The following is a 23,844-nucleotide window of genomic DNA, read 5'->3' on the forward strand; positions in this document are numbered from 1 at the left end:
TTCCTAGTCACTATCATCGGCCGCCGATTGCGCGACTGCAGTCGGCAACTCAACCTTAATATCCAATAACCGTGAACCATCCATTTCGCCCGTTGTCAACTTAATATTGTTAGGCAAAGTCATGGTTAGCTGCTGCCCTTCTTCTGGAATAGTCCCTAAACCAGTCAGCACGTAGCCTGCAATCGTATCAACGTCTGGATTATCTAGGTCAGTTGCAAAAAGATCATTAAAATCATCCAGGGGCATACTGCCTTTGACGGTATAGTGCCGTTCATCTATTTGGCGGTAAAGAACCTCGGCCTCATCAGTCTCATCATCGATTTCACCAACAATTTCTTCTAGTAAATCTTCAATGGTCACTAACCCAACCAAACCGCCGTACTCATCAAGTAGGATTCCCATTTGATTTTGACTCTTTTTCATTTCATATAATAAATCGTCAATCATTATTGTTTCCGGAACGTAGAGTGCTTCTTGCATAACCTCTGCAAGTTGAACATTTTCAAAACCAATCTCATGCGCACGTTGCATAATATTTTTAATGTGGACAATTCCAACAACCTTATCCTTATCCCCTTGATAAACTGGAATTCGGGAATAGTTCTGACTTAAAATCGATGTGATGTTCTGTTGATTAGTATCATCCAAGTTAATCATAAAGGCATCTGTCCGCGGTACCATGACCTCACGGGCCATTTTGCGCCGCATCTCAATAATTCCTTCAAACATTTCAAATTCATCAGATTCAATGACGCCGCTTTTTTGCCCACTTTCAATCATATCAACCATATCTTCACGGGTTAATTCCGGGCGTTTAACGCTGGCACCTGAAGGCCCAAGTTTCGTCAACAACCATAATAATGGCTTAAACAACTGCGTTAATAAATTAACGAAACCTGCTGCCATCAAGGCTAATGATTGAGCCCTAACTTGACCAAATTTACGTGGTAAAACACTGGTAAAACTGAATAAAATAATACTCATAAATATCGCAATTAAAAGACCTAACAGCGTTTCATTAGTAAAATCAGGCCAAAGTCGGACACCAATTAATAAGCCTAGTACACCAATGGAGATATCAATAAAGATGATTAATAGCTCCAAAGTTGCACTAACCTCAGTTACTTGATCAACTACTTTTGCCAAGCGCTTAGCCTTCCGTTTACCTGCATCAACTAAGCGCTGTGCCTGGGCCTTCGATATCGTATTTATTGCAATCATTACCGCAGTTAAAAAGCCACGTAAACCAATCAAAATAAGCGCTAAAACTAATTGCACCCATATATGACTGCCAGGGTCAGAACTCATCGCCACATCCACTCCGTTCAATTTTTATTAATCGACTGTTCTAAAATACTTTCTAATTCTACGCCACAAGCGAAGCTAGTAATAATCCGCAATTGTGAACTACTAGTTACGATCATTGAATAATAGGACATTTGAACCAATTTTTTTGTAGAATACTCACAAAAAAGGTTTCAAATCACTTCCTAAAAGTCACTGTCAAATACTAACATTAAATACCGTTCTTTTCAATTTCACTAGTCAGTCTTATTTGCCTTTTGGGATTCAGCCGCAGGTAATTCTTTTTCCCGTGTACGTAGTTGGTAAATATCCCAGAAGTACTTAACAACTGTCTTAACGATTGCGTAAAAAGGAATTGCTAAAATCATTCCCAGTATTCCAGAAATATTACCGGCCACCAATAATAAGATGATGATCGTCAAGGGATGAATTGACAGCGTTCGGCCAATAACGTTGGGATAAATAAAGTTACCATCCACCTGCTGAACGACGACGACAACGATAATCACCAATATAATCTGCATTGGCGACACAGTTAGAGCGACAATCAGGGCAGGTGCAATTCCAATGTACGGGCCAACATAGGGAATAATATTGCAAATACCAGCAATAAAACCGAGCAAAAAGGCATAGGGCATCCCAATCAACAAATAACCTAGAAAAGTAAAAACACCAACAAAGGTACACTCAATAAGTTGGCCACCAATATAGGTCGAGATTGTTTCCCCCATTTTTGAAAGTAAATCGGTTGTCTCAGCTTTATAGCGATTGGGCATTAATTTTTGAATACTGGGAATTAACCGGTGCCCATCTTTCAACATATAAAACAACATCACTGGAATAGTGATCGCTGTAATCGCAACACTTGTCACGGTACCAACAACGGAACCAAGACTAGAAGTGACCGAACTCATGACGGATTGCAAGATATCACTAAATGATAAATTCAATTGATTAATGTATTTTTCGGCATCAACATTCTGTAGCCAGGGGCTTTTCAGCCATTCCCGGGCCGTCTTTTCCATGGCCGACGCAAAATCGGGCAAACTAACGACTAATTGTGCAATTTGTTTAACTAAATTTGGGATAACGGTCATCACAATCAGCGCTAACCCACCAAAGAAAATCAGGAAAACAATTAGGATTGCCCAATTTCGGGAAATTTTCAAATGACCTAATAATTTAATTAGGGGATTAAATAGATAAAACAAAAATCCGGCAATTAGAATAGGGATAAACAAGGTTGAAACAAAAGTTCCAATTGGTGAAAAAACAAAACTAATTTTCGTACAAACAAAAATTAAACTTGCGACAATTAGCAGTTCTAGTGACCAGAACATTAATCGTGATTTTTGTAGCCGTTCAAACATCCGCATCATTTCCTTTCACAGTGGCCAGTTTACACCGTGCGCATTATGTTATAATTATTTTACCAAATTTAAGAAAACTATTTTATTTGGTCGCCTAGTTCTAAATCTTACGAAGAAGGTTGAACCATGAAAATTTTACATACTACTGACACTACAAACCAAATCTACCAAGACGCCTTAAGTATTCGGAAACGTGTTTTCGTCACCGAACAAAACGTTAGCCTTGCTCTCGAAATTGATGAAAATGAAACTAAGACCGTTCACTTTGTCGGCTACGTGAATGGTCAAGCAGTGACCACCGCTCGGTTACTACCTGAAAAGGCTGCCTTTCACGTCCAGCGAGTAGCCACTCTCAAAATAGCACGCGGTCACCATTACGGGCAACAATTATTCACTGCCTTAGAAGATTACGCCGTGGCCCACAATAAACCGGCACTAATTCTTGGTGGCCAAGATCAGGCACTGGGCTTTTACGAAAAACTTGGCTTTCATAAAACGGAACGGCCAGGCTTCCTAGATGCCGGCATCCCCCACCACGAAATGTATAAACAGCTATCGAGTGGCCAAGTGCCCAAAGGTTAAAACCAGATCGTAATTCAATTACGGCTTACCTCGCTTACCACCTGGATAAAGTGTACCTAGCGCAGGTTGGAAAATTATTTTACCAGTATTTTTTCTGACCAATCCTGGTTAAACGTGTTTGAAAAGGCAGCCTTTGAATGCTTTTTCAAATACTCCCACGATATTACTTTGCTAGTATAAAAGAGGAGGTTAAGACAAATTCCATTTTGTCTCAACCTCCTCTTTTTGCTGACTAAATGTAGTCGTCTAAGCTGTAAATAAAAGTAGCTTTTTCACGCACTACTTCATTAAAATTCATTTCGTGGCTACCGGTGGGCGAGTTCTAAATAACGATTGTACCAAATATCAATATACTCTTTGGAGAATGGCCCTTTATGGTTATCTGACCAATCAACCAAAATATTAACGTTGGCCTTTAAGATTTTATCGGTTGCGTTTGAATAACCCCAGCGTTGCCGGTTTACTTGGTATTCATCAACATCTAATAATTTACGTTCACCATCAGGAAACACCTTAACATCCAAATCATAATCGATATACTTTAGTGCCTCACGATCTAAAACGTATGGCGATGCCAAGTTACAATAGTATGAAACCCCATTGTCCCGAATCATCGCGATAATATTAAACCAATAATGCTTGTGAAAAAAAATGATCGCGGGTTCCCGGGTAAGCCAGCGGCGGCCATCCGATTCCGTCACTAAAGTATGATCATTACAACCAATAATTTCGTTTTCCGAGGTTTTCAAAACCATCGTATCACGCCACGTCCGGTGTAAACTGCCATCATGTTTATAACTTTGGATCGCGAACGATTCCCCTTCTTTTGGAATACGCATGCGTCACCCTGCTTTCTAGAAGCTGTTAACACCGAATTATCATGAACATTATACCAAAATTTACCAGTTGTGACGATGATTTAGTGAAAGTTTTCTGAAAGTCACTTACTCGTTTGTTAGTTGTTCATCTAAAAAGCGATTAATTTCATCCAAATGAAATCCCTTTTGGTACAAGCGCTGCTTAATTTTTTGGCGTCTTTTATTAGCCTCTAAGCGCGCAGTTTGCCGCATTACTTTCTCACCTTGCTGCACTAAGGCCTGCCATTCACGTTCTGGATCAGGTTCTAAATCTAATTGTAGCAAAATCTGATCAAGGCTTTCGCCAGAAAACCCCTTTTGCATTAAGCCTAAACGAACTTTTTGTTTTTGCTGGCTAAAACTGAGCTTCTGGTAATGTTTTGCCAATTTTTGTGCGGCCTTAAGTCCGTTAGCAACCAAATCATCCGTCTGGTAAAGCACTAACGCGTCTTCAATTAAATTTTCCTTAATTCCCTTTTCCTTCAACTTTTGGGTAATCACAGTTGGTCCCTTGTCACTTGTTAACATGACTGTCCGCACGTAACTTTCGGCGTAATCTTGATCATTAACTAAATTCAGTTCCTGCAACTTAGTAATAATCTGCTGTCGCGCGCTGACGGGTATTTCGTGTTTTTTTAGATAAAGTCGAACTTCCATCTCGGAACGTAGCTGACGGCTCAAATACGTTAACGCCAATTGGTAAGCCTTGGACACACTATCGGCGGCCATCAACGTTTGCTGTAATTTTTTGGGAACTTCCATTCCCTTAAACAAACGGTACTCAACAAGGACTGATTCACTAACTGGAAAGGCGTACTGCTCATCTAGGTAAACGTTGTACCGCCCTTTACGCCGTTGTGCCTCAATCATAGTAATTACTGGCAGCGCCATTGTGTCCCCCTCTTTCGTTATAGCTAATTACATTATACCTAAGTTATTCCGCGTAATGCAAATGTACGTTCGCCTGGCCCATATTCGGCTATGTTATACTTATTGAGTGTTTGGAAAAGCAGATTCCTGTGGTAACCGTGATGAACTTAGTCGCGGGCAGTTACGGATTTTATAACTGTGTTCCTTAGCTTTTGCCACAAGAATAGACAACATTCGAAGCAGCATGAGTTATTTGCGCTTTTTACAAATAACTCACCGTAATTGCGAAGTAGTAGTTGAATGGTCAACGAATGAAGCAGCAAGATTATTAGTGGTCTAGATTGCGATTCGAACTTCGGTTCAACTTAGTCCGATCGCCAGCGTCAGCGAAGCCAGCAGTAATTCTCAATTGCGGAGTAGAATCTAACCACTTTTTCAAACACTCTTGAAAACAAATAAATTTAAGCGAGGCAAATTGATGGCTAATTCAAACTACGAACATGGCACTAGTAATATTGAAATCGGACAACGTTTTCCCTTAACAATTAAGCGTTTAGGCATTAATGGTGAAGGAATTGGTTACTACAAGCACACCGTTGTTTTTGTGCAGGGTGCACTTCCTGACGAAGTTGTTGTTGCCGAGGTCGTTGCAACAGCGCCACACTTTATTACAGCTAAGATCCACAAAATTCGGCAACAAAGTCCGGCCCGGGTTACACCAAGAGACGAACAATACGGTGACGTTGGTGGGATCGAACTAGAACACCTTGCCTATCCTGAACAACTCAAATTTAAGGCCGACGTTATTCAGCAAGCCTTAGAAAAATTTAGACCGCAGGGTTATAAAAATTACGATGTTCGGCCAACGATTGGCATGGATGATCCCTACGAATACCGCAATAAGGCCCAGTTTCAAGTTCGGCAACTTAATGGTCACGTTGCCGCTGGGTTATACCGGAAAAATAGTCATGATTTAGTTGATTTACCGACCTTCAGCACCCAACGACCAGCAATTATGACAACAATGCGTTACCTAGTTAACTTAATTGAGCAATTGGCAATCCCAGTTTATGATGAAACCGCCAAATCAGGCATCATCAAAACAATTGCCATTCGTGAATCAATCACAACTGGCCACTTACAGGTCACCCTGATCACTAACACACCTAAATTGCCTAAAAAGCACGCCTTGTTAACAGCAATTGCGGCCGACCTACCTGAAGTGACGTCCGTTATGCAAAATATTAATCCAGGCGAAACTAGTTTAATTTGGGGCGAAGAAACGCGCCACTTAGCTGGTGATACGTATTTAACCGAAACGATTAACGGCTATACTTTTAAACTATCTGCCCGGGCTTTCTTCCAATTAAATCCCAAACAAACGGAAAAACTTTATCAGTTAGCAGAACAGGCACTTAATTTATCCCAACACGAAACTTTAATCGACGCCTACTGTGGCGTTGGCACGCTAGGGATCTCTTTGGCCGACACGGCCAGTGAAGTTCGCGGGATGGATACAATTCCTGAAGCTATCGCTGACGCCAAAGAAAATGCTGAACTCAACCAAGTCACCAATGCTCACTATGAAGTCGGTAAGGCTGAGGAGCTACTTCCTCAGTGGTTGCGTGAAGGTTTCGAACCCGATGCCTTAATTGTGGATCCACCACGAACTGGCCTAGATAACCAACTACGCCAGGCCATTCTTGACAGTCGGCCAGAAAAATTTGTTTACATCAGTTGTAACCCTTCAACCCTTGCCCGGGATCTTGTGAGCCTTGTGAAGGACTACCGCGTTGATTATATTCAGTCAATTGACATGTTTCCCCAAACAGCGCGGGTCGAAGCGGTCGTCAAATTTAGTAAGCGTCAATTATACCGTTAAAGAATAAGTGTTTTTCTAAAGTATATAGTCGAAACGAGGCTGGGACAAAAGTCCTAGCCTCTTCTTATTTCCGAACATTGCTCTAGAACGTGCGCCAAAAGTCTGGGTTCACGTGTCTAACTACTGCTAATTCAACAACCATAGTCCGGTTATTGAATTAGCTTACGTTACGCCGTAAACCCAAAACCGACTTTTTCGCACTCCTCTTTTATTTGGCAGCGTAAAGATTGAATCCAACGCCTAATTCCGCCACAATAAAGCTACTAACAGTAAAGGAGCGCGACTAATTTATGGCCTATAAAGCAATTAACCCTTATAACGGTGAATTAATCAAAGAGTTCCCGTCAGCAACTAAGCAAGACGTCGAACACGCTTTAGCAACAGCGGATCAATACTATCATGCTGCCAAAACCCAATCTTACGATGAGCGGGCGCACCAATTACAGAAATTAGCAACTGAATTTCGGCAAAATATTGATCAGTACGCAAAACCCCTGACAACCAATATGGGTAAACTTTTTAGCGAAGCACAAGGCGAAGTAGAAAAGAACGCCGCTTTTGCGGAATACTACGTTAAACACGGTGCCGAGGCTTTACAAAATATTTCCTATAACGATGTTCCAGATAAAACTGCCTACGTGGAGTTTAACTCGATTGGCGCCATCATGACCGTTGAACCGTGGAATTTCCCCTACACTCAGGTCATGCGTGTTTTTGCTCCGAACTTCATCATTGGTAATCCAGTTATTCTCAAGCACGCCAGTATTGTGCCTGAATGTGCAATGGCCTTTGCCAATGCAGTTGAAAAGGCCGGCATTCCGGCAGGCGCTTTTACCAACCTTTTTGTCGATCATGATCAAGTTGAGCAAATTATCGCCGATCATCGTATCCAAGGAGTTGCACTAACTGGCTCAGCCGGCGCCGGTAATCAAGTTGCCGCGCAGGCTGGTAAATATCTCAAAAAATCAACGATGGAACTAGGCGGCACTGATGTTTTCATCGTTCTCGATGATGCTGATCTGGAAGCTGCCATCAAAGGTGCCGTAACTGCACGTCTGAAAAATGCCGGGCAAGTTTGTACTGCCGCCAAACGTTTTATTGTTCAGAGTAATCACTACGCTGATTTTATTGCCGGCCTAAGTACTGCTTTTGCCCAACAAAAATTAGGCGATCCCCTTGCGGCAGAAACGACCTTGGCCCCACTATCGTCAAAAAAGGCCCAACAGAAGTTGCAGAAACAGGTGCAAGATGCCATTGCTGGCGGTGCTAAATTACTTTGGGGTGATCCAACGCCAATTGAAGGTCCCGGGGCACAATTTAGTCCGCTAATCTTTGCCGGAATTCAACCTGGAAATCCCCTTTTTGATCAAGAATTTTTTGGCCCAGTTGCGCAAGTTTACCAGGCCAACGATGATGCCGAAGTGATTAAACTTGCCAATAATTCAAATTTTGGTTTAGGTGGCGCCATTTATTCTGCTGATTTAGAACGGGCAAAACGTTTGGCTAGTCAAATTGAAACCGGCCAAATTGCGCTTAACCAACCGCTTAATTCTTACCCGGATTTTCCGTTTGGTGGTGTTAAACAATCAGGCTACGGCCGGGAGCTTAGCGACTTTGGTATTCGCGAATTTGTTAATGCTAAATTGATTTTGTACTAAAAAACTCTTTCTAGCGACGAATAAACACTAAAAAAGGACCAAGAATTTTTGAATTTAATTCCGTTAAATTAAGCTAACTCGGAGTTAAATTACAAAAGTTCTTGGTCCATTTTATTTATTTTTTACCTTCTAATTGATGACCTAGGTTAATGATGTAATCACGTAATTCATCCCGTAACTCTGGATGTTGTAGACCAAACTCGATGTTTGTCGTTAAATAGCCGAACTTATTCCCAGTATCGTAACGTTTGCCCGTAAACTGTCGTGCAAAAACACGCTGCGTTTTGTTCATATGATCAATGGCATCAGTTAACTGAATTTCGCCACCAGCATCTGGTTTTTGGGTTGCCAAACTATCAAAAATTTCTGGGGTAAACAAGTAGCGGCCAATAATGGCAAGATCACTAGGTGCCTGTTGTGGTGTTGGCTTTTCAACAAAGCTCTCAACGTTAAACAGACCGGGCTTCGTTTCAGAAGATGGCTTAATAACGCCGTACTTAGAAACTTCTTCATGTGGGACCTTCATAACGGCCAGTGTCGAAGCGTGCGTCTCCTCGTAATCGTTCATCAACTGTTTGGTTAGTGGTACCTTGGCCTGAGTAATATCATCGCCTAGCATGACAACAAAAGGTTCGTTAGCGACAAAGTCTTTGGCTAGTGACACGGCATCACCTAAGCCCTTAGGATAAGACTGGCGAATAAAGAATAAGCGAATTCCCATATTAGTCGTACTCTCAACTAATTTTAACAACTTATCTTTGTGCCGATTTTTCAAAACCATCTCTAGTTCAGGAACTGAATCAAAGTGGTCCTCAATTGGTCGTTTCCCCTTGCCAGTAATAATCAACATATCTTCAATACCGGCTGCTTTGGCCTCTTCAACTAAAAATTGAATGGTTGGAACATCAACAATTGGTAGCATTTCCTTCGCCATTGCCTTCGTTGCTGGCAGTAGCCGTGTTCCTAATCCTGCTGCCGGAATAATTACTTTTCGCACTTTCATAGAAAAATTTCTCCTTTGTTCTTTTTAATAACTCTCTTTAAGTATAACTTATCACAAAACAAATGATAGTATTTTGTTATGATTTACCCGCACGCTGCCGGCTAATTAGATCCTGTATGCGGCTGGATTTTCGAACCTCACCATAAAGAGTTTGCTCAACAACAACGTTTATCACTGCACCAAACATTGAAATCCAGGCCGCAAAGTCTAACCAAAGCATCAAGACGACAAACAGGCCTAAAGTTCCGTAATCAAGTACAGCATGGGCAAAATAACGAACGTACAGTGAAAATAATTGCGCCAAACCTAACCAGCCTGCCGTTGCGATCAAGGCCCCCGGTAAAACACTGCGTAAACGTAAATGGACGTTAGGTAAAATAAAATAAATCAAGGTTAGCATGACAAAAACAACCGTAAAGGTAACCGGCAACTTAAACGTTTTAAACGCATCAATTAGCTGAACCGGCCAATCTAATCGTGGTGCTAGGTAGGTCAACACTTCCTGCCCAAAGCTAAAAATAAAGATTAAAACCACCAAGGCCAACATTAAAAATAACGTCATTACTAACGCCATTAACCGGATAATGAGAAAATTCTGGCCCTCAAGTACACCATAGGTCCGATCCATCATTCGTTTTAGCGCGTTAACGCCACGACTGGCCGCCCATAACGTCCCAACGACACCAATTGATAATAGACCACCACTTCCACGTTTGACGAAGGAATGCATTAATGGCCACAAATGTTGGTATAATGTGCTGGGAATGGCCGCCTCAGCGTACCGGGAAATATTTTGGCCGTTAATGTGTAGTAGTGGCATCAAATTGCCTAAAAAAATTAGTAGCGGAAATAATGACAACAATTCCCAATAGGCGATAACTACGGCGCCATCATTAATCCCGGCGTGAGTGAAGCGGTCAATAAAAATTGAGATAAAACGTCGAAAAGTCGACTGCTCTGACTTCTTTATTTTTTTTGCCACTATTTCCGCTCCTTTCCAATATGTTTTTTAATTATTTTTACTAGCCCACTGTAATGTAAAACGGGTTAAAAAATACGGCACCCGCGGGGGGACAAAAAATTCCTAGCCACTTATTGTTTCCGAATATTACTCTAGAATGTGCACCAAAAGTCTGATTCACGTGCCTTGTTTGGAAAAGCGGCCAGGCTCCGAGCATTACTGACGATGTCGATCGGACTAAAATAAACTGAAGTCCGAAGCGCGGCCCAAAACCGGCTTTGATCCCACTCCTGGCGCAGAACATTTTTTGGATTCAACAAATCGGCTAAACTATTACATTATACCGAAAAAAATCAATTTGTGAACTTGAACCAACCAAAGTTAGGACCTGCACTTTTTGTTAACCAGTTTTACCCATGAGTTTTACCCATGAATGGTAGGCCAAGTAAATCGGATTATCTCCACAAAAATAAGACGTACTCTTTTAAGATTTATGCTGACGTGTAACGAAGACGGTTATTTTCAATCCACCAGAACTTTGTTATAATCAAGGCTGGATCATTAAAGGAGCGAAGAAAATGGCAAGCGCAAAAATCGTATATGCAAGTATGACCGGCAACAATGAAGAAATTGCCGATATTGTTTCAGAAGCGTTAGAAAACCTTGACGTTGACGTTGATGTTAGCGAAATCTCCCAGGCTGATGCCGAGGACTTTGAGGACGTCGATATCTGCATCGTTGCGACTTATACTTACGGCGATGGTGAATTACCCGATGAGGCCGTCGACTTCTTTGAGGATCTTGAAGAAGAAGACCTAGCCAACAAAATATATGGTGTCTGCGGTTCAGGAGATACCTTCTACGATGATTTTGGCAAATCCGTAGATGATTTTGACGCTGCGTTTCAAAAATCCGGCGCCACTAAGGGTGCAGAAACCGTTAAAGTCGATTTAGAAGCCGAAGAAGACGATATTGAGCACCTTGAGGCCTTCGCTAAAAGTTTGGTTGAAAAGGCCGCTAATAATTAAGCACTGACCTAAAATTGGGTGGGGCTAGTTTAGAAAATAGCTTTACTAGTATTTACCTGACTAATTTAGTGTAAACGTGTTTGAAAAAATTCATTAGAAAGTCGGTCTGGAGATTACTTGTGTTAAGCTTAACACAGACTAGATCGGCTTTTTGTTAGCGATTATTTTTAAGGAGGCGTGGCAGAATATGCCTGGTAAACTATCTTTAATTGTTCCCTGCTTTAACGAAGAACAAACCCTTCCACTATTTTACCCAGCTACGGAAAAAATCAAAACTCAGCTGCGCGGCCTATCGTTGGAATATTGGTTTATCAATGATGGCTCCCGTGACAGCACGCTAGACAAATTAAAACAACTACAGCAAAATGATCCAGAACACGTCCACTATATTTCCTTTTCTCGTAATTTTGGTAAAGAATCCGCACTGTACGCTGGTTTGCAAGCCGCAACTGGTGATTATGTTGCGGTGATGGACGCTGACTTACAGGATCCACCCGAATTACTACCAACGATGCTTGCCGGCATTCAGGATGAACATTATGATATCGTCGGCACGAAGCGAACTGATCGCAAGGGTGAACCACCAATTCGATCCTTTTTCTCAAATCTTTTTTACCGGCTAATTAATCACATTTCCAACACACCAATTTTAAATGGCGTTCGGGATTTTCGACTAATGACGCGCCAAGTTGTCGACGCTATTTTAGCGATGAAGGAATACCGCCGCTTCTCTAAAGGAATTTTTAGTTGGGTGGGTTTTAACACTAAATACTTACCTTACGAAAATCACGATCGAATCGCTGGAAAGACTTCTTGGTCCTTTGGGAAATTATTTAAGTATTCACTAGATGGCATTGTGGCCTTTTCAGAACTACCTTTATCCATCGCCTCATTTGTCGGTTTTTTCTCATTCATTATCGCGATCATCGCCTTATTTTTCATCGTTATTCGGCAATTGGTCTTTGGTGACTCCGTGGCTGGCTGGGCTTCAATCGTCTCAATTATGATTATGGTTGGTGGCCTACAGCTACTCTGTTTGGGTATTGTCGGTAAATATATTGGCAACATTTATCTAGAAGTTAAAAATCGCCCAATTTACATTATTAAAGAAAAAAAATAAACGTACTCCGGCAGAATTGCCCGCCGCCTTTTCGATAATAAGCGGTTTACTTTTTTCCGAATACGTTTTTTTATAATTAAATGGACGCACTAATTTTTAAAGTAATTTCAGTGAATAAAGCTCGCGAATCTAAATACTTTTAGGTACCCTCTGGTAGGTTGATAAAAATGTATTTTATTTTACTAATTATTATAAGTATTAGCTTGTTGCTTAGTGTATTTGGCACTAGTCTGGTTCTTGCCAATCATAACAGTATCAATTGGAAGATCATTTTGACGCTAATTTGCATTATTTTAATTTTTGCACTTAGTCTGGGCTACTTTATTTGGCTACGTCAAAACCACCCGCAATTTTTATTTGCGCTTAAATCAGTCCTTTACAACTATTTAAAAGCGTGAGAAAATTAATTCATTCGGCCCCATAGCTCAGCAGGATAGAGCGATCGCCTCCTAAGCGATAGGTCACCGGTTCGATTCCAGTTGGGGTCATTACGCAAATTTATTGAATAACTCAAATAGAGTAAGAGGCCAGGACTTTTGTCCTGGCCTCTTACTCTATTTCCGATCGTTACTCTAGAACGTGCGCCAAAAGTCTGGGTTCACGTGCTTAACTACAACTAATTCAATAATCATAGTACGGTTATTAGATTAGCCTACATTACGCAGTAAACCCAAAACCGACTTTTAGCCCACTCCCACTTTTTAGTATGATTTTTCAATCTGTAAAAACATTTTCCTAAAGTTACGTCGTTTTAGTGCCCCTAAGAAAGTTTCTCTAGTGACATCCACTAATTGTTGCCATAGACCAAGGGAGATATTCTGTTCTTGATACACCACTCGACTCTGGTCCGCATTAATTGTCGTTAAGTCATAACTTACTTTACGCTTATTATGCTTAGTCGTCATCTCGTAGTGATAACTTTGATTAAGAATATTTTTAGTAATCCGAACTCGCGCCTTAGTTTCAGGATCCAGCTGCTTATCGTAAATGAAACCTTGTAACTGACTAACGGATAACGCTTCACCTGTCTGTGCCTTAATTTCAAAAAGCTCAGCATCAATAATTTTACTGTATAAAAAAGCCGCCGGAATATTCAATAATTGTTCGATTCTCAAAGTTATCACCCCCATAAGCTTGCTTACTATCGAGAATCATATTTCTACCTTAAAGTATACGCTTCTCTAATCTCAAATGAAATATTTTAGTATGCGTCATGTAAGAGCTTTATTGATCAACCTTTTTATTAGACTTGTGTTTACCTTTATTACGCTGATCACGTTTACGGTGCTTTTTCTTTGGCTTTTCCATCGTTTTTGGTTCTAATTTTGGTGTCCGCTTATGCTTACTCGTCGGTCGCTGCTTAGGCTTTTCTACTACAGGAACCTCAGTTGGATCAGTCGTTAACGTCTGCCGGGTTAAATAAACGGGCATCAGCTGATACTTATCCCGAACAACTTGTTTCAAATCGCGAAAATCACGCTTATTTCCTAAGTTAATCACTAAGCCATCGTGTCCCATGCGCCCCGTTCGACCCACTCGGTGAATATAAATATCTAATTCACGTGGCAAATCAAAATTAACAACTGCTGGTAAGGCCGCAATATCCAGTCCACGGGCAGCAACGTCGGTTGTTAACAACAGTTTAACCTTGCGTTGCCGAAAATCAGCCAGTGCCCTTTCACGTTCAACTTGTCGCATTTGGCCATTTAAAACAGCGAAAGAAACGTGCTGGTGGCCTAAAACTTCCGCGGCATTCGCCATTTCGGCTAAAGTTGCAAAGAAGACAAGCCCGTAGAAATCGTCTAACCGACTTAAACGCCGTAACATATCTGTTCGCTTACGAATTGGCGTTTCCAGTAAATAATGCAGCACTTTACCAGCACTGTCATCAATCTCGCGCACGTCAATCGTCTGAATCGGCAAGCCAAACCACTTTGGTAATTCATCCAAAATGGGGGTCTTCGTTGCCGAAAAGAAAGCCAACTGTGTTTCCCCAGGTGCACGCCGAACAATATCCCGCGTCTTTTCTAGCTTGTCCGGTACTAATTGTTGATCGGCCTCGTCAATAACGATCGTTTGTAAGGTATGCAGTTTCACCTTCCGTTGATCGATTAACTCCAACAAACGTCCTTCAGCGGCCACTAGAACTTCAGGCTTTTTCTTCAACCGCTCAATTTGGCGTTTAATGTTGGCTCCACCGGCAACTGCTTGAATTGTTAAGCCGACTGCCTTAGCAAACGGCTGAATCGCCGCTTTTTCCTGCATAACCAGTTCCTGTGACGGCGCTAAGATTAAAAGCTGAATTCCTTGGCCCGGTAATAATTTTTCTAATAGAGGTAACGCAAAGGCTAACGTCTTACCTGAGCCAGTTGGCGCCAGGCCCAAAATAGAGACATCTTTTTTTAACGGTTCATAAACTGCCTTTTGAATTGCCGTTAATTCACCTAAACCTAATGCTTGCCATGGTTCCGTAAATCTTTCACTTGGCATGATTTTCCTCAATTCCCTTGATCAGCGGCAAATTCAATTCCTGCTGACTGTCTTAATTTAAATAACACTTGATTAACTGCTTGACTTGTTTTTAAGGCTGAATTGGCCATCTGATGATCCTGCGTCGTCATCATTGAGTAAAAAGCCTCGGCCTCATGTGTCATCGGATTTTCATCGGCCGGTTCGCCTAATTCAACTGTTTTACCATCCGGCTGATAACGAGTTACCTGCGCTAAATCAGCAGCATTAGGAGCCAGTACCAGCGTTTCATGTAGTCCATAAATTTCTGATGGCAAATAAGAAGTAGCATTTTTACCAAAGATTAACGTCACGTTAAAACCAGGATAGGTTAAGATGGCTGTTCCCCTACCGTCAACTCCCGTTGGCAAAAGGTTAGCAAAGTAATGAACGTCATCTGGTACACCAAACCAGGAAACAGCATCATAAACAACGTACACGCCTAAATCCTGCAGCGAACCACCAGAGAATTTAGGTGAAAAAATATTTGGCGTCTTACCGGCCAAAACCTGATCGTAACGGGAAGAATATTTCATATAAACTAACGTCGCTCCCTGGACCTGATCCAGCGTTTGAATGGCCTGTTTGGTAATTTGAAAATTAGGTTCATAAACGTGACGGGCACCCTCAAATAAGAACAACTGCGGCTTTTTGGCTAATAAGGCAGTAATTGTCGCCATTTCGGTTGGATTGGAGAACGCCGGCTTTTCCACAATAACGTTCTTACCAGCTTCCAAGGCGGCCTTTGCTTGTTCAAAATGTAAACTATTTGGTGAAGCAATGTAGACAACGTCAAAACTACCTTGAGCAAAGAAATCCGCCAAGGAAGTGAAAACTTCGCCAGCCTCGTACTTGGTTGCTACTTGCTGTGCTTTTTCTTCAGTTCGCGAATAGACACTGGTTAGTTGATACTTCTTGGTACTTAGAGCAGCCTGAATGAACTGTTCTGTAATCCAATTTGTCCCAATTATGCCAAGTTTTAACATGTCAATCATCCTCTCAATTCAATAAAGTTTTTAACATCAGCTTTTCACTCTCTCTATTTTAACCCAGTCCCATAAAAAAAGCGATTGACGTACTGTTTAAAGAGATTTCGTGCTATGATGTGTCTAAGAGAGATTGAAAGGTGTGCAGTCATGAGATTAAAAAAATGGGCAACTGGTGGCGTTGGTTTTATTAAGCAATTAACAACTTACTTAACCCGCCGTCCCACCAAAACGCCACCAGTAAAACAGGCCAACCTAACCTCATTTTACATTGGCACGTGGACTTTCTATGATGAACAACAAAAGCGGCACCACACCTTTCAAGTATCATCCCACCTAACAATTAAAATTGATGGTAAACCTTTGGCTGGTAAAATTATAAAATTAACGGCAAAACAATTACTTTTTTTGGATCAATATGGCTATGAACTGCTAATTACTGCCGATGAACAACAACCGGCAACCATCTTTGATGAAGCAGACCAACGAACTTATCCAATTGCACATCTTAAAAAAGATGTCACAAAAGGAATTTAGCTTTGACTGCTTAATGTAGAAAGTTATTTGTAAAATAAATTAAAACACAGATAAAAAGCTCCAGAATTTTTCAGTTAATCTGACTGAATATTCTGAAGCTTTTTTATCGTTTATAACTAGGTTAAACACCCTAGCAATCATTGACCTACCGAAATAAATTGTTGCCAGCGCGCCTGTTTATGCAAATAGACTAAAGTTGTATATCTCTGATTCTGGCCGGCAACCTTCAGTTTCCCAGCTTCACTATATTCCCAAAAGACCAAATTATGCTGATCTTTAGGTAACCGTTGACTGGCCAACGCATACGGTAATTTTAAACGCTTAAGTAAAGTTGTCGCCACTTGCTGATTGCCTAAAAGAACAACTGAACGATGATAATTTGTGCGTAATAAATTTACAAACTCACGCAAATGCGTAATTTGCCGCGAACTTGTCGGCGGCTCTTTTTGGTAGTTTCCGTAGTAAGTAACGTTGATCATGATAGGTAGATTACCACTTTGTTGGCCGACAGTTTGGCTAAATTGCCGGTATTGAGCCTTAGGACTACTGGTAAAGCTATAGTCCTGATAAACACCAATGGCCATATTTGTGCCAACTGCCCGCCAATAATTGGTTGAAAAGTTGTCATCACTATAGCTTTTCCCCTGACTTGCCCGTAAATAAACAAAATTAACACCGGCCTTTTGCAAATTTTGAAAATCCAAAAAGCCATCATCTTGGCTAACGCGCAAACCCAATACTGGAAATGATTTTATATTTGGCCGCGTACCCGCATGGAATTTATGGTAACCAAAACCGCCAATAACCCCAATTAAACAAAGCAGTAATGTCAACATGATTAGTCGCTGGCGCCACTGCTTTTTTCGCTTTAGCCGTCTACTCAACATTTAACATCGCTCCTTATTTTTCTAGTTTAACACGATTTAGAGAGTGGTTGAAAAGGCGGTTAGATTATGGAGTATAGCCTAGCTAGGCGAAAAGAGACGCGCAGCGGATCGTTCGACTAGCGTAGCTATACGTAATAATCTGCTTTTTCAACCACGTTTATTTTGAGAGTGCCAGAAAAAGCAGTCAGCTTCTGAGGATTACTGACGATGTCGATCGGACTAAGATAAACCGAAGTCCGAATCGCAACCAAAAACGTTAATAATCTTGATGCTACATACGTTGTCCATTCAACTGTGGCGAAAAGCGCCAAGTTGAAACGTGGCAACCGCAGGAAGCTGCTTTTTCAAACACGTTTCCCCTAAATTAGTCACGCAAATACTTTTTAAACTCAATCGGACCTAAAAATACCAAAACCCGAACACCTTTTACGACACACTTTAGTGACCGTGTTATAATGCTTTTATTCGGCTTTTTTCATTCTAATTATAAGGAGTTTCACCATGGATAAGAACGGTTTAAAACGTGACATCGGCCTTTTTCCAGCGCTAGCAACGGTCATGGGGACAGTTATTGGCGGCGGTGTGTTTTTCAAGGCCGCTAGTGTTGTCAGCGCAACAAAATCTGCTAACCTAACGCTGTTTGTTTGGCTCCTAGGGGGAATCATCACGATCTGTGCTGGCCTAACCGTGGCCGAATTGGCAACTGCTTTGCCACAAACTGGTGGGGCCGTTAAGTATATTGAATATACTTACGGAAAACCCTGGGCCTTTTTGCTCGGCTGGGCGCAAATGTTGATATATTTTCCGGCAAACGTTGCTGCGCTCTCGATTATCTTTAGCACCCAATTGCTTAATCTGTTCGCCATTGACCACTTTTGGCTAATCCCAATCGCAATCTTATGCGGAACGAGTCTCACCCTGGTTAATCTTTTAGGGGCTCGCTTCGGCGGTGCATTACAGGTTGTAACGCTTATTTTTAAATTAATTCCAATTGCCTTGATTGTCCTATTTGGATTTTTGGCCAAAAATCCAGTTCACTTTAGCCTCATTCCACTAACAAGTGGTGGCCATACTTCTTTTGCGGCCGCATTAAGTAGCGGTTTACTGGCAACTATGTTTGCCTACGATGGTTGGCTAAATGTTGGTACGGTTGCCGGTGAATTAAAAAATCCCCAGCGTGATTTACCCCGGGCCATCATTTTAGGTCTGGCATTAATTACGCTAATCTACGTATTAATCAATGCAGTCTTCCTGCGTACATTACCAGTTGCCCAAATTGCCGGTAATTTAAATACGGCTGCGGACGCCGCCATTAGGATCTTTGGTAATTTTGGTGGTAAACTTGTTACTTTAGGCATTCTGATTTCAGTTTACGGGGCCATTAACGGCTATACAATGACCGGGATGCGTGTTCCTTTTGCGTTGGCCTATGAAAATCAGCTGCCTTTCAGCAAACAGCTAAAACGGCTATCTAAAACAAAAGTGCCCTACGTTGCCGGATTATTTGAACTGGCGATTGCCATTATTATGATGTTGGTCGGTAGTTTCGACTTATTAACCGACATGCTAGTTTTTGTCATTTGGATCTTTAGTACAATGATTTTTATCGCTGTGTTTATTCTCCGCCACCGTGATCCTAAACTAGCCCGACCATATAAAGTTCCTTTCTATCCAATCGTACCGCTAGTTGCGTTACTTGGTGGTCTTTTTATCTTAATTGAAACCTTACTGACAAAACCACTTTTGGCCGTTATTGGTATCAGTATCACATTACTTGGTTTGCCCGTTTACTACTGGCACCGTGCACACAGCACTGAAATATAAATTACAAAGGTCCCGCTAGTTATTAGCTTTTGCCTAAATAACTAGCGGGACCTTTGTAATTTTAAGTCATAATCATTCTTCTGGCTACTCCAGATTTAAAATCCACATAAAGCCAAGGAAAACGAAGAATAGAAGGTACATTATTGGGTGAACTTCCTTACCGCGTTTGGCCGCAATCATTGTGATTGGGTAAACGATCACACCTAAGGCAATCCCATCAGAGATACTGTAGGTTAGTGGCATGCCAATCACAATTAAAAAGGCTGGAATCGCAATTTCCATTTTTTCCCAGGAAATATGCTTCAAGGATTGCGCCATCATCACGCCAACCATAATTAAAGCCGGGGCTGTTACTTGATCGGTGACCACGGCCAATAATGGCGAAAAGAATAGTCCCAAAATAAACATAACACCAGTGACGACAGCGGTTAGGCCAGAACGGCCACCAACCGCAATCCCGGCAGATGATTCAACATAAGCACCAACTGGTGAAGTTCCTAACACTGATCCGGCTAGCATGGCGGTTGAATCGGACATTAACGCTTTACCAACACGTGGCATTTTGTTATCCTTCATAAAACCTGCTTGCTGGGCTAAACCAACTAAAGTTCCTGCCGTATCAAAAAAAGTTACTAACAAGAAAGTTAGGACAACGACCCACAGTTGCACTGTATTGATATCACCAATGTGCGTTACCCCAACACCAAACGTTGGTGCCAAACTAGGCGCACCAGCAATCCAATGAGTTGGCGCCGCAATTAAGCCCGTTGCCAAGCCCAAAATTGCCGTCAGGGCCATGCCAATAAAAATACCACCAGGGACGTTTCTAACTAACAATACTGCCGTAACAATTAGACCAAAAACCGTCAGCCAAGTTGTCCCGCTAAATGAACCTAAACCAACCAGCGTTGATTTATTTGCCACGATTAATCCGCCATTACTTAAGCCTAAAAAGGCAATGAATAAACCAATCCCGCTTGAAATTGCGTACTTTAAATCGCTGGGAATGGCATCGATAATTATTTCACGTAATTTAAAAACAGTAATCAACATAAAAATTAATGAAGCGACAAATACACCTGCCAAAGCAGTTTGCCACGGTATTTTCATACCGATGACAACTGAATAAGCAAAGAAGGCGTTGATTCCTAATGCTGGCGCCGTCGCAATTGGATATTTTGCCAAAACACCCATCAAGATACATCCCAGCGCACTCGCCAGGGCCGTTGCTGTAAAAACGGCCCCTTTATTCATACCCGCGGCACCTAAAACACTTGGATTAACGAATAAAATATATGCCATTGAAATAAATGTTGTAAAACCTGCTAAAATTTCCCGTTGAACCGTCGTATTTAACTCATCCAGCTGAAAATATTTTTTAATGCCTGTCACCTGGCCATCCCTACTCTCCATATAATAAAATCCGTTCAAAACAACAGTTTAAATCATATAATAGGTAAATTTGAATGTAAATAGTCCTTCGGCATTTAAATGCAATCTTTGCTAGATTAATCTTGCCATGGCAAATCACCTCCCCAATACCAAATTAAACATTTAAATTCACCAAAAACGACAGAATCTTTCGTCCAGTTATCATCTAAGTAACTTTCCAAACACTCCTGAAATTGCTAAACACCTGTGTAGCGCACTCTAATAAAATTCATCGAGGCTTAAGGATTGCCTTTGTAAAAAATGAGCGTAAAATAAGGTAGATAAATGCGAACTAAAGGAGTACATCATGTATCAGCTATTAACCGATTCAGCCGTTGATCTACCCTACCAAGTGCTTGCCGACAATCACGTCGATTTTGTATCGATGCAGGTTGACATAAACGGGGAAGATTTTAAAGACGACTTAGAGCACCACTTTGATTTAAAACATTTCTATCAACAAATTGATAAAGGCATCATGCCGTCAACTACGCAAATTAACGTTGGTCAGTTTGTGGCCTTTTTTAAGCCTTACGTTGAAGCTAAAATGCCAATTTTATACCTAGGTTTCTCTTCTGGACTAAGTGGCACTTATAATAGCGCCTTACAGGCCAAAAAGATGTTACTTAATGATTATCCCGACGCGCAAATTTACCTGGTTGATTCATTGGCCGCCTGTTGTGGCGAAGGACTAATGTTGCTTGACGCCATTGACAAACGGGATGCTGGGACGCCAATTGACGAACTTGCTAATTGGTTAACCACTAATGCCCTGCGTTATCGCCAGTGGTTCACCGTTGACGATCTTAACTACCTCTACCATGGCGGTCGTGTATCACGTACCTCAGCCACGGTTGGCTCACTGCTACATATTAAACCAGTGATGGACGTAGATACTGTCGGCCATTTGCGCGTCGTTAAAAAGGCCCGCTCACGTCGGCGGTCACTAGAGACATTGGCCGCTAATACACTTGCGACACTCGCCAATCACGAAAATCCTAGAATTATTATCGCCACTAGTGATGCACCAGATGCCGCAAAGCTAGTCCGTGACCAATTAATGGCCAGTGTTCCCAATGCACAAATTCTACTTGAACATATTGGGCCAACCATTACTAGCCATACTGGACTAGGTTGTGTCGCGGTTTTCTCACTAGGTGTCACGAAACGCAATTAGACTAATGTGAAAAGGACAGCCCTTTAGCTGGGGGTGGGCCAAAAGTCGATTTTAGGTTTACTGCGGAACGTAGGCTAATCCAATAACCGCACGGTGGTTATTGAATTAGCTGTAGTCATGTCAACCGCCTTAGCCGGGCAAAGTAAAAAGCTTACCGATTACGGTAAGCTTTTTATGTGTCTAAAATTTTAATTTTTAAAACTTAATCCAAACTCAACATTGTTACACTCTCGATGTGTTGCGTTTGGGGGAACATATCGACTGGTTGGGTTTCTTTTGCGTGATAACCAAATTCTTGCAGCAAGCTCAAATCTCGGGCCAAGGTTGCTGGGTTACAGCTAACGTAAACCACTCGTTTTGGCTTCATTTGGCCAACTGCATCGATAAATGATTTGGCCAAACCTTTGCGTGGTGGATCAACCATCAAAACGTCAGCTTCTAATCCGTCAGCCTTCCACTGTTGCATCACTTCTTCAGCCTTGCCAGCTTCAAATTTCACGTTATGGATACCATTTAATTTAGCGTTTCGCTTTGCATCGGCTACTGCTGGAACAACAACTTCAACGCCGTAAACGTACTTTGCGTGTTGCGCCATTGCAAGCGACATCGTTCCGATACCTGAATATGCATCGATAACAACTTCCTTACCGGTTAAGCCCGCCTGCTCAATGGCACGTGTGTACAAACGTTCAGTCTGAACTGGGTTAACTTGGTAGAACGATAATGCCGAAATATCGAAGTTTAAGCCGAGAATTTGATCGCGAATGAAAGACTTGCCGTATAATTTTTTAACCGTCCGGCCAAGCACAACGTTCGTATTCTTAGGATTAACACTTTGCATAATACTAACAACTTCAGGTATTTTATTTAAAATACCCGCAATTAATTCGTTCAAATGCGGAACATCTCTTGTACGTGTGATCAAAATAACCATCATTTCGTGGCTAAAATGACCACGGCGAATCATGATATTACGCATAACCCCTTTTTGTTGGGATTCATTGTACGGCGCAACGTTATATTGGCGCAATAAGTCACGAATAATCACAATAGCTTTATCAATGGCTGGATCCTGAATATAATAGTCCTCCATTGGCACTAAATTATGACTGCCTTTGCGGTAAAAGCCAGTCTGAATTTCACCGTAAAGCATCCGTACTGGCACTTGCGCCTTATTCCGGTAAGCGTAAGGCTTCTCCATACCAATCGTTGGTAATACTGGAATATCTAAATGACTCTTTTGGAAGACCTCAGCAATTTGGTGTTGTTTGAACTTCAACTGACCTTCATAGCTTAAATGGCCTAATGGTGCAATCCCAGTTTGCATGTACGTTTTATCTTTCAAGTCAACTCGATCAGGACTTGTTGTGAGCAACTCTAATGCACGAGCAAAGCCAAAATTCTTGCCTGTTTTAGTCACAACAAGCTTGACCTTTTCTCCTGGTAAAGTATCCGCAACAAACAAGGGGTAGCCATCAACCTTGGCAACACCCATTCCTTCATAAGTTAAATCTTCAATATCAACTGTTAGTTCTTGATTTTTTTCAACTGGTGCCGTTGTTTTCATAAAATCTCCTATTCTTAAAACCTTATCTACGAATTTGTTTCATACTGCGATTAATCATACCATATTTCAGAAAAAGTACCACCATTCTAAGAATATCAATCGCCGTGTCTAAAAGCTGTCTAAATTTTATCTCGCCATTGAGACTGACTGGCCAGACCGACTAATAAATTTACATCTTTAAACACACTATGCTTATCCCACCAGCAATACCTTCGTAAGCAGTAAATAATCGACCGTTTAAAAAAGGCAAACCGGCTTCTCGAAATTGAGAAATCGGTTTGTCTTTTACAT

At 41.5% G+C, this 23,844-nt stretch carries 20 protein-coding genes and 1 tRNA gene; 9 read left to right on the forward strand and 12 right to left on the reverse strand.

The window, feature by feature from the left end:
• Positions 1-3 precede the first annotated feature (3 nt).
• Together EKM61_RS04955 and EKM61_RS04960 are read right to left on the reverse strand one after the other, a co-directional pair.
• On the reverse strand, positions 4-1,308 hold the full coding sequence (locus EKM61_RS04955; RefSeq protein ID WP_068225418.1) for a hemolysin family protein: 1,305 nt from the start codon (positions 1,306-1,308) through the stop codon (positions 4-6).
• Positions 1,309-1,541: 233 nt separating this feature from the next.
• Positions 1,542-2,675: an AI-2E family transporter gene (locus tag EKM61_RS04960; protein ID WP_068225419.1), complete on the reverse strand. Its 1,134-nt coding sequence runs from the start codon at positions 2,673-2,675 to the stop codon at positions 1,542-1,544.
• A 126-nt stretch (positions 2,676-2,801) separates the two neighbouring features.
• On the opposite strand from EKM61_RS04960, the gene EKM61_RS04965 reads away from it, so the two are divergent.
• Entirely contained in the window at positions 2,802-3,257 is a 456-nt protein-coding gene (locus EKM61_RS04965) for a GNAT family N-acetyltransferase (RefSeq protein ID WP_068225420.1), read from the forward strand.
• Positions 3,258-3,562: 305 nt separating this feature from the next.
• On the opposite strand, the gene ntdP is transcribed toward EKM61_RS04965, so the two are convergent.
• Together ntdP and recX are read right to left on the reverse strand one after the other, a co-directional pair.
• A complete protein-coding gene (gene ntdP / locus EKM61_RS04970; protein WP_068225421.1) occupies positions 3,563-4,096 on the reverse strand; it encodes a nucleoside tri-diphosphate phosphatase in 534 nt (177 codons plus the stop codon).
• 105 nt (positions 4,097-4,201) lie between these two features.
• The gene (gene recX, locus EKM61_RS04975; RefSeq protein ID WP_225359758.1) at positions 4,202-5,005 is read right to left on the reverse strand and encodes a recombination regulator RecX; all 804 of its coding nucleotides are present in this window, start codon (positions 5,003-5,005) and stop codon (positions 4,202-4,204) included.
• A gap of 457 nt (positions 5,006-5,462) precedes the next feature.
• On the opposite strand from recX, the gene rlmD (EKM61_RS04980) reads away from it, so the two are divergent.
• Positions 5,463-6,866 (forward strand): 23S rRNA (uracil(1939)-C(5))-methyltransferase RlmD, encoded by a 1,404-nt coding sequence (gene rlmD / locus EKM61_RS04980; protein WP_068225422.1) that lies wholly within the window; start codon positions 5,463-5,465, stop codon positions 6,864-6,866.
• A 290-nt stretch (positions 6,867-7,156) separates the two neighbouring features.
• On the forward strand, positions 7,157-8,524 hold the full coding sequence (locus EKM61_RS04985) for an aldehyde dehydrogenase family protein (protein WP_068225423.1): 1,368 nt from the start codon (positions 7,157-7,159) through the stop codon (positions 8,522-8,524).
• Between the two features lie 115 nt (positions 8,525-8,639).
• On the opposite strand, the gene galU is transcribed toward EKM61_RS04985, so the two are convergent.
• Both galU and EKM61_RS04995 read right to left on the reverse strand, forming a co-directional pair.
• Entirely contained in the window at positions 8,640-9,527 is an 888-nt protein-coding gene (gene galU / locus EKM61_RS04990; RefSeq protein ID WP_068376607.1) for a UTP--glucose-1-phosphate uridylyltransferase GalU, read from the reverse strand.
• Positions 9,528-9,603: 76 nt separating this feature from the next.
• Positions 9,604-10,509 carry a YihY/virulence factor BrkB family protein gene (locus tag EKM61_RS04995; RefSeq protein WP_225359759.1) on the reverse strand — a complete coding sequence of 302 codons (906 nt, stop codon included), beginning with the start codon at positions 10,507-10,509 and terminating at the stop codon, positions 9,604-9,606.
• Between the two features lie 557 nt (positions 10,510-11,066).
• Between EKM61_RS04995 and EKM61_RS05000 the strand changes: the two genes are divergently transcribed.
• The 3 genes from EKM61_RS05000 (at position 11,067) to EKM61_RS05010 (ending at position 13,124) form a co-directional block, all read left to right on the forward strand.
• The gene (locus EKM61_RS05000; RefSeq protein ID WP_068225425.1) at positions 11,067-11,516 is read left to right on the forward strand and encodes a flavodoxin; all 450 of its coding nucleotides are present in this window, start codon (positions 11,067-11,069) and stop codon (positions 11,514-11,516) included.
• A gap of 187 nt (positions 11,517-11,703) precedes the next feature.
• Positions 11,704-12,636: a glycosyltransferase family 2 protein gene (locus EKM61_RS05005; protein WP_068225426.1), complete on the forward strand. Its 933-nt coding sequence runs from the start codon at positions 11,704-11,706 to the stop codon at positions 12,634-12,636.
• A 414-nt stretch (positions 12,637-13,050) separates the two neighbouring features.
• A tRNA-Arg gene (locus EKM61_RS05010) sits at positions 13,051-13,124 on the forward strand.
• 213 nt (positions 13,125-13,337) lie between these two features.
• On the opposite strand, the gene EKM61_RS05015 is transcribed toward EKM61_RS05010, so the two are convergent.
• From EKM61_RS05015 to EKM61_RS05025, 3 genes are all read right to left on the reverse strand, one after another.
• Entirely contained in the window at positions 13,338-13,751 is a 414-nt protein-coding gene (locus EKM61_RS05015) for a DUF3284 domain-containing protein (RefSeq protein ID WP_068225428.1), read from the reverse strand.
• 109 nt (positions 13,752-13,860) lie between these two features.
• Positions 13,861-15,126, reverse strand: a complete 1,266-nt coding sequence (locus tag EKM61_RS05020; protein ID WP_068280081.1) for a DEAD/DEAH box helicase — start codon at positions 15,124-15,126, stop codon at positions 13,861-13,863.
• Between the two features lie 8 nt (positions 15,127-15,134).
• A complete protein-coding gene (locus tag EKM61_RS05025) occupies positions 15,135-16,130 on the reverse strand; it encodes a Gfo/Idh/MocA family protein (RefSeq protein ID WP_068225430.1) in 996 nt (331 codons plus the stop codon).
• 150 nt (positions 16,131-16,280) lie between these two features.
• Between EKM61_RS05025 and EKM61_RS05030 the strand changes: the two genes are divergently transcribed.
• Positions 16,281-16,667 (forward strand): DUF4828 domain-containing protein, encoded by a 387-nt coding sequence (locus EKM61_RS05030; protein WP_068225431.1) that lies wholly within the window; start codon positions 16,281-16,283, stop codon positions 16,665-16,667.
• A 137-nt stretch (positions 16,668-16,804) separates the two neighbouring features.
• On the opposite strand, the gene EKM61_RS05035 is transcribed toward EKM61_RS05030, so the two are convergent.
• Positions 16,805-17,554 carry a GH25 family lysozyme gene (locus EKM61_RS05035; RefSeq protein ID WP_068225432.1) on the reverse strand — a complete coding sequence of 250 codons (750 nt, stop codon included), beginning with the start codon at positions 17,552-17,554 and terminating at the stop codon, positions 16,805-16,807.
• Between the two features lie 501 nt (positions 17,555-18,055).
• On the opposite strand from EKM61_RS05035, the gene EKM61_RS05040 reads away from it, so the two are divergent.
• A complete protein-coding gene (locus EKM61_RS05040; protein WP_068225433.1) occupies positions 18,056-19,378 on the forward strand; it encodes an APC family permease in 1,323 nt (440 codons plus the stop codon).
• An 84-nt stretch (positions 19,379-19,462) separates the two neighbouring features.
• Here the strand turns inward: EKM61_RS05040 and EKM61_RS05045 are convergent, their stop codons facing one another.
• Positions 19,463-20,770: an NCS2 family permease gene (locus EKM61_RS05045; RefSeq protein WP_068225434.1), complete on the reverse strand. Its 1,308-nt coding sequence runs from the start codon at positions 20,768-20,770 to the stop codon at positions 19,463-19,465.
• Positions 20,771-21,116: 346 nt separating this feature from the next.
• Between EKM61_RS05045 and EKM61_RS05050 the strand changes: the two genes are divergently transcribed.
• The gene (locus EKM61_RS05050) at positions 21,117-21,986 is read left to right on the forward strand and encodes a DegV family protein (protein WP_068280078.1); all 870 of its coding nucleotides are present in this window, start codon (positions 21,117-21,119) and stop codon (positions 21,984-21,986) included.
• A 202-nt stretch (positions 21,987-22,188) separates the two neighbouring features.
• Here EKM61_RS05050 and rlmD (EKM61_RS05055) read toward each other — a convergent pair whose 3' ends face one another.
• Positions 22,189-23,553, reverse strand: coding sequence for a 23S rRNA (uracil(1939)-C(5))-methyltransferase RlmD (gene rlmD, locus EKM61_RS05055; RefSeq protein WP_068376604.1), 1,365 nt, complete (start codon positions 23,551-23,553; stop codon positions 22,189-22,191).
• Between the last annotated feature and the right edge of the window lie 291 nt (positions 23,554-23,844).

Origin of the sequence: Loigolactobacillus backii (genome assembly GCF_003946275.1) — a bacterium.
Classification (GTDB): Bacteria; Bacillota; Bacilli; order Lactobacillales; family Lactobacillaceae; genus Loigolactobacillus; species Loigolactobacillus backii.